7 protein-coding genes are annotated in these 8,474 nt (G+C 45.3%); 3 read left to right on the top strand and 4 right to left on the bottom strand.

Translation table 11 applies throughout. The annotated features are described in order from the left end of the window. Positions 1-913 (top strand): FISUMP domain-containing protein (locus tag IKG78_RS04830; RefSeq protein WP_290940156.1); only part of this gene is annotated, 913 nt, incomplete at its 5' end. A gap of 299 nt (positions 914-1,212) precedes the next feature. Here the strand turns inward: IKG78_RS04830 and IKG78_RS04825 are convergent. The 4 genes from IKG78_RS04825 to IKG78_RS04810 are packed head-to-tail and all read right to left on the bottom strand — an operon-like array spanning position 1,213 to position 6,461. After that, positions 1,213-2,652: an efflux RND transporter periplasmic adaptor subunit gene (locus IKG78_RS04825; RefSeq protein ID WP_290940153.1), complete on the bottom strand. Its 1,440-nt coding sequence runs from the start codon at positions 2,650-2,652 to the stop codon at positions 1,213-1,215. Further along, positions 2,645-4,156, bottom strand: coding sequence for a TolC family protein (locus tag IKG78_RS04820; RefSeq protein ID WP_290940150.1), 1,512 nt, complete (start codon positions 4,154-4,156; stop codon positions 2,645-2,647). Before IKG78_RS04820 ends, IKG78_RS04825 begins: the two co-directional genes overlap by 8 nt. Further along, entirely contained in the window at positions 4,153-4,941 is a 789-nt protein-coding gene (locus tag IKG78_RS04815) for an efflux RND transporter periplasmic adaptor subunit (RefSeq protein ID WP_290940147.1), read from the bottom strand. The genes IKG78_RS04820 and IKG78_RS04815 overlap by 4 nt, the downstream gene beginning before the upstream one ends. Next, the gene (locus IKG78_RS04810) at positions 4,941-6,461 is read right to left on the bottom strand and encodes a carboxypeptidase-like regulatory domain-containing protein (RefSeq protein ID WP_290940143.1); all 1,521 of its coding nucleotides are present in this window, start codon (positions 6,459-6,461) and stop codon (positions 4,941-4,943) included. Before IKG78_RS04810 ends, IKG78_RS04815 begins: the two co-directional genes overlap by 1 nt. Before the next feature lie 344 nt (positions 6,462-6,805). Here IKG78_RS04810 and IKG78_RS04805 point away from each other — a divergent pair, with 344 nt between their 5' ends. Together IKG78_RS04805 and IKG78_RS04800 are read left to right on the top strand one after the other, a co-directional pair. Beyond that, positions 6,806-7,129 carry a DUF3467 domain-containing protein gene (locus IKG78_RS04805; protein ID WP_290940140.1) on the top strand — a complete coding sequence of 108 codons (324 nt, stop codon included), beginning with the start codon at positions 6,806-6,808 and terminating at the stop codon, positions 7,127-7,129. Positions 7,130-7,230: 101 nt separating this feature from the next. Next, positions 7,231-8,448, top strand: a complete 1,218-nt coding sequence (locus IKG78_RS04800; RefSeq protein ID WP_290940138.1) for an FISUMP domain-containing protein — start codon at positions 7,231-7,233, stop codon at positions 8,446-8,448. Positions 8,449-8,474 lie beyond the last annotated feature (26 nt).

Genomic DNA, 8,474 nt, shown 5'->3' with positions numbered 1-8,474 from the left:
GTCGAGTTCTGTTAAGAAAACGTCAAGTTCTTCTGTATATGTGGAAGCTTGTACAGAAGAGGGACATCTGATTCAAAGATCGATTCGTGGGACTCGTGAAAAGGAATGGTATGTTTGTGAAAACGGATATTACGTTTTGTACTATTTCTCTAGTTCCTCCCAAAAGGTTTTGACGTTCAAGGAAAGCTTTAAGAAAGATAGTGTCTTTAATGACCAAATAGAATATGGAACTTTCAAGGATCCTCGCGATAATCAGGAATATAAAACGGTTCTTATAAAAACGTCTTATAAGAATCCATCTGAATTTGTTGTATTTGCCCAGAATTTGAACTACGGTACGCAAATAAAGCTTGGGACAACGGAATTTGACGACAATAAGGTTGAAAAATATTGCTACAACGATGATTCGTGGTATTGCGAAAATTACTTTGGTGGCATGTATAGTTGGAGCGAGGTTATGGGACTCCCCAAAGCGTGCGACAGTGTATGGACGGGAACTACGCCTGATTGCCCTGATTCTGTAGCAACGGGGATCGTTTATGATTCTGATTGGGACCATGTTCAGATTCAGGGGGCCTGCCCGGAAGGCTGGCATGTGATGAATGAAGTTGAATGGCGTTCAATGATTGGAGGACGTGAAAATGGCAATTATTCGGCGTTGTCACGAGCGACTAGTGGGGCGAATTCATATGGTTTTTCTGCTTTATTAGGGGGAAGCGGATATTGTACGGATGTGGGGTGTGAGTATAAATATATAGCTGAATACGCGTCTTATTGGTTTCCTAAAGAAAAAGGTGGAGCACGTGCGAATTGCATGGATTTAGAAATTAGTGCTTTTTATTATGATAGATCTTACCCAAAAACTACTGCGTATTCCGTTCGTTGCGTAAAAAATTATAAGACAACGAATTAGCTTTAAGTCGTGTAAAACTTTAAACGTTTTTTAGAAGGTGTTCTGATGGATGCCTTTTTTGCATGTGTTTGAATTATGTAAAATTATATTTTATATAAGCTGTTTTGTATAAATTTTTACTATTTTATTCGCTGAATAATGCGCAAACTGCGTACGTCATCCTGAGTGGTCGCTAAGCGCGATGGTCCTGTTGAAAGCTCATTTGCCTTGTCACCCCGCACGCCGTTGCGGGGTCCGTTGTTTATGCAGTACAACCGATGCCGGCACAGAGGCCGGCATGACAGCGAACGCTTTGCTGTTTACCACCAGAGTTTGAGTCGCAGATAGTCGATTGCCTGGTGCGATAGAATCCACCAGAGCGTCTTTTTGCCGGCGTAGATTTTGCTGATCCCCGTCATACCCGGGCGGAACCAGCTGGGGACACCATCTATAAACTCGCTGCGTACGGGGAACGTGTTTTCTTGATCCTTGACGGTTGCTGTCGGGCTTATGCGTTCCGTTTTAAAGCGATAGACGGAATCGGGGCGGCTCTTGATGGCCAAAAGACCTTCGCCATCTTCTGGGATGTTGGCAATTTCGAGTTCGCTCACGGCAGATTCGACGTAGATGTTCTCGATGGAGGCCATTTGGAACAGTTCTGCGCCTTGATTTACGGGTGCTCCGATTTTCTTTTGCAAGTCGCCTTCGACGATGATGGCACTATCGACGGTGGCGCGTATTGTTGACTTTGAGAGCTTGTAGCGGACAGTTTTGAGACGTGCTAGAGTTTGTTCTAACTTTGCCTGCTGGATTCGCATTTCGGCAAGTTCGCGGCTTGCCTGTGCTTTCTGAATTTCCTGGCGGTTGTCCTGTTCTTGGGCGAGCAGGTCTGCTTCTTCGAGCTTGAGCTCTTCTTGGTCAAGGCGAAGAATTTCCTGGTCTTTATAGACGACATCGCCTGGCTTTACAAAGACGCTGTCGATGTATCCGTCAAATGGTGCTGTTAAGTATATTATTTTATCTGTTTTTAAAATGGCAGGGGAGCTTACTTTGTATTCGAGCGGGTACAGCGTTGCGAAAAGAACGAGCGCGATGCCGAGAATCGAGAAGAACTTTGCCCAAGTATGTTCGTGCCCCAAGAGCTTACCGAGTCCCTTTCGCATGCTACGGGCCATTCTTGCTCCGAACCAGCTGCTTTTGTGGTAAAGTTCCATGAGCCTTGCGCTGCAAAGGTTTGATGCAAGATGAATTTCCGTCGCTTCTTCGTCGCTGAAGGGCATTCCCTTGCGTTCGCAGGTGATGATGCCTATGATGTCATCTCCGTGACGTACCGGTACAGACAACATGTAGCCTACGTTGTACGTTTGGCTATAAGATTCGTGCATTCTTGTGGCCAAAGAAATATTTTCTGGAGGCGGGAAGAGTATGGATGCATCTTGTTCGTAGGCTTCTTCCATGGCACCTTCGAGATCGCGTACAATCTGCATCTTCTTTTCGAAATGGTCCGTATGGCTGATTGCTTTTAGAACAATGTAATCGTGTTTGAGCCAACCGAAACTTACTCGTTCTGCCTTGTGGTGGTCTGCAATTTCACTAGCGAGAGTTAATGCGGCCTGCTTGAATTTCTCTTTTTCAAGAACCTTTTGGACGATATCGAAAACATTCGTCAATTGGCCAATCTTTGCGTTGGTCGTTTTTAACGCACCTTGCAGTGCTTTAATGATGTCGTTCGGGTCCAGTTTTACGTTTGCGTTAGTCACTGAGCAAGTCCTTGCGGAGCGTAATCTTTCCGTCTTTCCACGATTCAAGTCCGTTTTGCAACAACAATTTTCCTGTGGCGCGTATGAGTCGCACGTCAATGATGCGGAGCTGCTTCATGCATTCCAGATGCCTTTGCTGTGCTTGACGGAGATCGTCTTCCATTTCGAATATGATGTGGTAATTGCTTTTTCCAAGCTCCATTTTCTTGAACTCTTCCTTGAGTTCGCTTTCGTGGTAGGCGACTGCGGATTCGCTCAACTTCCATTGGTTGCGCAGTTCCCATGCGCGTTGTTGCAATATGCGGTATTCTTCGTAGAGTTTGCCCTGCAATAAGGTTAGCCTTGAACGTGCCGAACGGACGCTAGCTTTGTCGGCGGCAATCTGGTGGCGTTCTTCAAGATTGGCGAATAACGGTATGTCTATTTCGACCCCGTAGGCAAAAACGTTTTGTCTTTTGGAACTACTTCTGAATTTTCTTAATGCGGTTTCTGCATCCTTGTCTCGACCGCGAATGCCGTAATTGCCTATGATGTCGATGGTGGGCAAGAATTTGTTCTTGCTCTTGTTTAAATTGGTGTTGCGGATTTCAACTTCGATATTCTGCATGAGGTATGCCGGATGCAGAATGCTGATGGAATCGAGGTACGTTAGCGAATCGAGAATGGCAATGGAATCTAGAGTCGTGTTGGGAACGATAGAAATGGGGCGTGAATCTCTAATAAGTTCTTGCGAAGAGAGTATCAAAAGTAAAGACAAACGTGCACTGCGGAGCTTGTCTAAAGCGTCGAGACGTGCCGCTTCGCGGTCGGAATATTCAGCGACCGCTTTTTGATAATCGAGCATCGAGAGCATGCCAAGCTTAAGGCGCTTGCGGGCATCTTCTACAATTTCGCTTGCGACTGATGATGATTTTTCTGCAAAACGTAACGTTTGTTGAGCAAAGTAATAGTTCCAATAGGTGTCGCAAAAGTTTTCAAGAATTTCGCTGAGCGTTTCGCGATATTTTTGAAATGCTTGATCTTTTTGGAAATTGGCAAGGCGTTGGTTGATAAATGTTGTATTGAATAGCGGGCCGTCTTTTAGAAGGTGCTGCCGAAGTTCTCCGCCAACGTAAAGTTCCGAAGTGTAGTCGCTATGGGTGTAGCCGGCTTGGTTGAATCCGACATTGTATTCTGTACCGGTGGGTGCTCTGCCTTGGATGCCGATTTTGTATTCTTCCTTGGTTTCGGTAAAAAGTGCGCTGGGGGAGTTTCCCCTTTCCTTGAATGCTCTGGCTGTCAAGTGCGGTTCGAATTCGCCGTAGGCTCCGTTCGCAGCTTCGCTTTGCACCATCCAGTTGCTCTTTGCTTCTTGAATGTCGATGTTGTTCTCGATAACGATGTTCAAAGCCGTGTCGAAATCAATGAATAACGAATCTTGCGCATAAGAAACAACTGCAAAAAACAGGCTGGTTATGAAAAGCCCTTTTTTTATACGAAATATTGTGTTGTTTTGTCTGCTCATTTGACAGAAATCGTTCCTGTGACACCAGGTTCTACGCCTTTGTCCGAATTGTCAAAAACGACCTTGACGGTACGTAAAAGACTAGCTTTGTCAACAACAGGGGAGATGAACTCGATTCTCCCTTTTTTATTGCGTGCCTTGCCGCTGTTGAGCTGCAAGCTGACTTGCTGCCCGACTTTTAACGTGCTCGCCTTGCTTACGATGATATAGGCTATCATGCGGCAGGTGCGTACGTCTGCAATTTCCATGACGGGTTCCAAAGCTTCGACGCTTTCGCTCCTGTTTTTGGGGATGGCGACGATTTCACCGTCGAAAGGTGCTATGAGGTAGAGCTTTTCGAGTTGCGCTTGTGCCATGCGGTGTTCCAGGGAATCCTTGGTTTTAGCCACTTTGGCGGCTTCCCATTCGGCTCTGGTCACGTTGTAATTCATTTCCTTTTCCCAGACCTGCTCGGCGCTGATGGACGTGGATGTTTCGAACAACTTTTTCGTGACCTGTAAATCCTTTTCGTAGGTGTCCATCTTGGCTTTGGCGGATGCTACGCTAGAAGTATCTTCTGCAGCGATTTTTGTGATGCTCTCGCGCAGCTCTTCTTCTGTCTTGACGAGGTTCATTAAAGTGTCGCCTTTGTGGACAAATGCTCCTTCCTTGACCCAGATGCTGTCGATTTTCCCGGATACGGTAAATCCGATTTTTGCTTGGGCTATAGGTTCTGTGACTCCGTCGAAAGATGCGGCATAGGCTGCTGCTGCCAGCGAGAGGGTTGTGATAATACTACGGATCATTATTTAGACGAACTTGAACTGGATTGTGCTGCGGAGCTGGACGAAGACGATGTGATGCTAGACGAGGATGATGCTTTTGAAGACGTTGCTGCACTGGATGAAGATACTGCGCTTGAAGAGGACTGCGGCGGAACTTCGAGTTCTGTGCGTAGCGTGAACCCCTTGAGGTACATTTCGTTTTTTGCATAAACGGTTATGTTCATGCCTACGGAATCTCCCTGAACGCGGGAATCAAGAATCTTTTCTTGCATCTTGACGAATAACGTATCTTTTTTGATCCAGGATTTTGCGTTAGCGTAGTAGCCGTTTGCGTAAATGGTGCGGGCCATTCCGTTTGCGTAGCTCCACTGGATTCTATCCGTGTTGGTGTCGAGCTGCTCGCTGAATTTGACCCAAATGGTGTCTTTGATTCCAAACGTTGCACGGAACTGCTTGTTGCTTGGCCATGCGTTGCTTGTGACTGCGTAAAGTCCGCGGTCCGTCGTGAATGCGGAATCCCCGCTCAGCGTAAGGGCAATCCTGTCGCCGTTGCTTTTTTTGTATGCATTGATGCTTACGGTGATTTTTGTCTCGGCGGGGAAGGCTAAATCGTGATTTAAGTACAAGGTATCTTTCGATAAGGTCGGCGTAACGTAGAATACGCTTGTGTCTGCTTTTATTGTTACGGACAAATTTTTATCAGAAATTTTTTCGCTGAACACGTAGTAAGGCGTTGCGAGCGTGGAAACGTTGCTAAAGCCGTTGAAATTGCCGTCCATGACATTGGACGATTTGATGATTTGCTTTTTTTCGATGGTTGTGTCGCGGACGAGGTATATGCGGCCGAGGTCTGTTTTTACGTCGCTCTTGAGCTTGGGAAGTGTTATGTTGTTTGATGTATAGCGCAAGCCGCTGTAGCTGTAGGATTCGGCTTGAAGGATGAATCCTGTGTCTGCGGGGAGTCCGTTAAATGTAAATTTTCCGTCCGAATCGGTTTTGACGGAAAAGTTCTTTGGAAAAATATTGATAAAGTCTTCACTTTGTTTGACGATGCTTAGTTTGACATCGGAGGCGGGGACGTTCTTTTCGGAATTTTCGTCATGGATGTAGAATTCGCCCGTTAACGAGGCGTTGATGGGGCTCAGACGAATGATAGAGGAATTGTTGGCGACAACGCCTTCCATGTGCGAGGATTCGCTTGTCGAAGTGATGCTGATAGTTTTTGGCGAATAATAAAGCGTGTCTTTCTTAGAAATTTTTTTGTAATTGAAAGTAAACGAACGTGTACCGTAGGGGAGGGCTTCAATGTAAAAATAACCGTTTTGGTCAGTTGTCGCTTCTGCTTTTTTTCCGGATGCATCCTGGTATGTTATTACGGCTCCGCTTAAACTTTGGTTGTCGTTTGCATCGACGACGGAACCCGAAAAACTCCATTTTGAATAATCGCTGTCAACAGAATCGGAAACCGAGCAACCACAAATGAAACACGAAGATAGTGCCAAAATAATATGGTAATTAACAAATGAACGAATTTTGCTCATTAGAACCTCCAAGAGGGGATAACCTTTTATCCCAAAACAGACGAAAATTAAAATTGCATTACAATATTGTCAAGATATTACTAATGTTGTGAGAAAAAAATAATTTTGTTAGGCGAAAAAAACTGATTTTGTTAAAAAGCGTTTTTTAACTTTGTTAAATGTTGTGTAAATTAAATTTTGCTACAAAAAAGTGGTATTTTATACTTAAATGATAAAATAATAATTATATTCTTTTATCTGTGTGGAGTATTGTCAATTCAAGTTATTTTTGCTGATTTTGTTGCAAAAAAACGTAACTTGTTGGCTGTGAATGAATTAATAACGTTAACCCCTTGGAGATACTTATGTCCGAAGAAAAAAAAGTAACTGCGAACGAACAAAATACCGTCAACCAGCCCGAAGTTGTGTGGAATGACGCAAACATGAAAAGCCTTTACGTGAATGCAACCAATGTCGTTGCCGGCCGCGAAGAAGTGATGGTTCTTTTGGGCGTAAATCGTGCTTGGAAAATGAATCAGGACAAGGTTGACGTTGATATCGCTGAACGCGTGGTGATGACCCCGTTCACGGCGAAACGCCTCGCTATTATGCTCGGAGCGACCCTCAAGGCGTACGAAGCCAAGTACGGAAAGATTGAACTTGGCCTCAACGAAACTAAAAACGGTTAGTTTTTACACCTCAAACAGGCTCTGAGGCCCTTGGTCTCAGGGCCATTTGTGGTGAATTTTGTATTTTGTTGTTGGGTATATGGAAGGAAAGGAGTATCGAAATGAGGATATTGTTCAAGTTATCGTCCTGGAGGCATTTATTCAGCAAAGCCATACTTGCCTTTAGCCCCGGCCTCCGAGCCGGGTGGGTAGGGACCGTTCTTCTAGCCTTAGCGTTCGTCGCGTGCGGCGACGACAGCAGCACATCTGTAAACGACGATGAATCGTCTTCTTCGAAGACGGTTGCTCTAAGCAGTAGTAGTGTCACCCTGAGCGGAGCGTCAGCGAAGTCGAATGGGTCTAGTGACGGAAAGAAACTCTCTTCTTCCTCCAGCAAAAAGGTTGCTTTGTCATCTTCGGGCAAAGCCTCATCGTCATCCTGGAGCGGAGCGATAGGATCCAGTAACAGTAAGCCCTCCTCCTCCAGTAAAAAGGTTGTTTCGTCATCTTCGGGCAAAGCCTCATCGTCATCCTGGAGCGGAGCGATAGGATCCAGTAACAGTAAGCCTTCATCCTCCAGCAAGGAGATTGCCACGAACTCTTCGAGTTCCCGCAATGACAATTCTAGCAGCAGTGAATATGTGCCTTTTGACCACTCGAAGACGCTTGCTAACGCGAGCAAGGTTGGCAAGGATGCCTACAAGCAATTCACCGACCCGCGCAATGGCAGGAGTTACTATTACATCACAATATATTCCGAATATAAAGGTTATTCAGTGACTGTAATGGCCGAAAATTTGAATATCGGTGAAATGGTTCTGGGCAAGGACGACCAAAACGATGATTCCAAGATAGAACGTTACTGCTACAACAACGACACCACCTTGTGCGACGAATTTGGCGGACTCTACCAGTGGGCGGAAATGATGCAACTGCCCAGCCGCTGCAATACGGAAAGTTGCTCGGACTTAATCCGGCCGAATCATCAAGGTATTTGCCCGGACGGCTGGCGATTGTTTACATACGATGATTTTGCTGTTGTGATGGGGTATAAGGATGAATTCGAATCTGGCATTAAGGGACTTCGCTCTGCCTATGCTTTCGGAGGAAATAATTACAGCGGTTTTTCCCTTACCGGTGCTGGATTGAGAACTGCCGAGGGTGGTTTTTCTGGATTGTATGAAAAAACAGCATGGTTCCGTCCGGAGGAATATGAAGAGGATAAAGAAATTAGAGCTCATCATGGGCTTGTTAGTGCCAAAAATGAAAGTTCTCCGCAGAAAAATCATCGCGAACTCAAAACTAAAGGCTTCTCCGTCCGTTGTGTAAAGTTAGAATAACTTACTCCTAACAAATTCTCTAAAAT

Source organism: Fibrobacter sp., assembly GCF_017545445.1.
GTDB lineage: Bacteria > Fibrobacterota > Fibrobacteria > Fibrobacterales > Fibrobacteraceae > Fibrobacter.
Note: the sequence above shows the minus strand (reverse complement) of the source record. Positions and strands in the feature narration are given on the sequence as shown.

Bases quoted from the DNA above. Each gene is read 5' to 3' on its own strand.
- IKG78_RS04820 (WP_290940150.1), bottom strand. From the start codon at position 4,156: ATGAGCAGACAAAACAACACAATATTTCGTATAAAAAAAGGGCTTTTC.
- IKG78_RS04815 (WP_290940147.1), bottom strand. From the start codon at position 4,941: ATGATCCGTAGTATTATCACAACCCTCTCGCTGGCAGCAGCAGCCTAT.
- IKG78_RS04810 (WP_290940143.1), bottom strand. From the start codon at position 6,461: ATGAGCAAAATTCGTTCATTTGTTAATTACCATATTATTTTGGCACTA.
- IKG78_RS04805 (WP_290940140.1), top strand. From the start codon at position 6,806: ATGTCCGAAGAAAAAAAAGTAACTGCGAACGAACAAAATACCGTCAAC.
- IKG78_RS04800 (WP_290940138.1), top strand. From the start codon at position 7,231: ATGAGGATATTGTTCAAGTTATCGTCCTGGAGGCATTTATTCAGCAAA.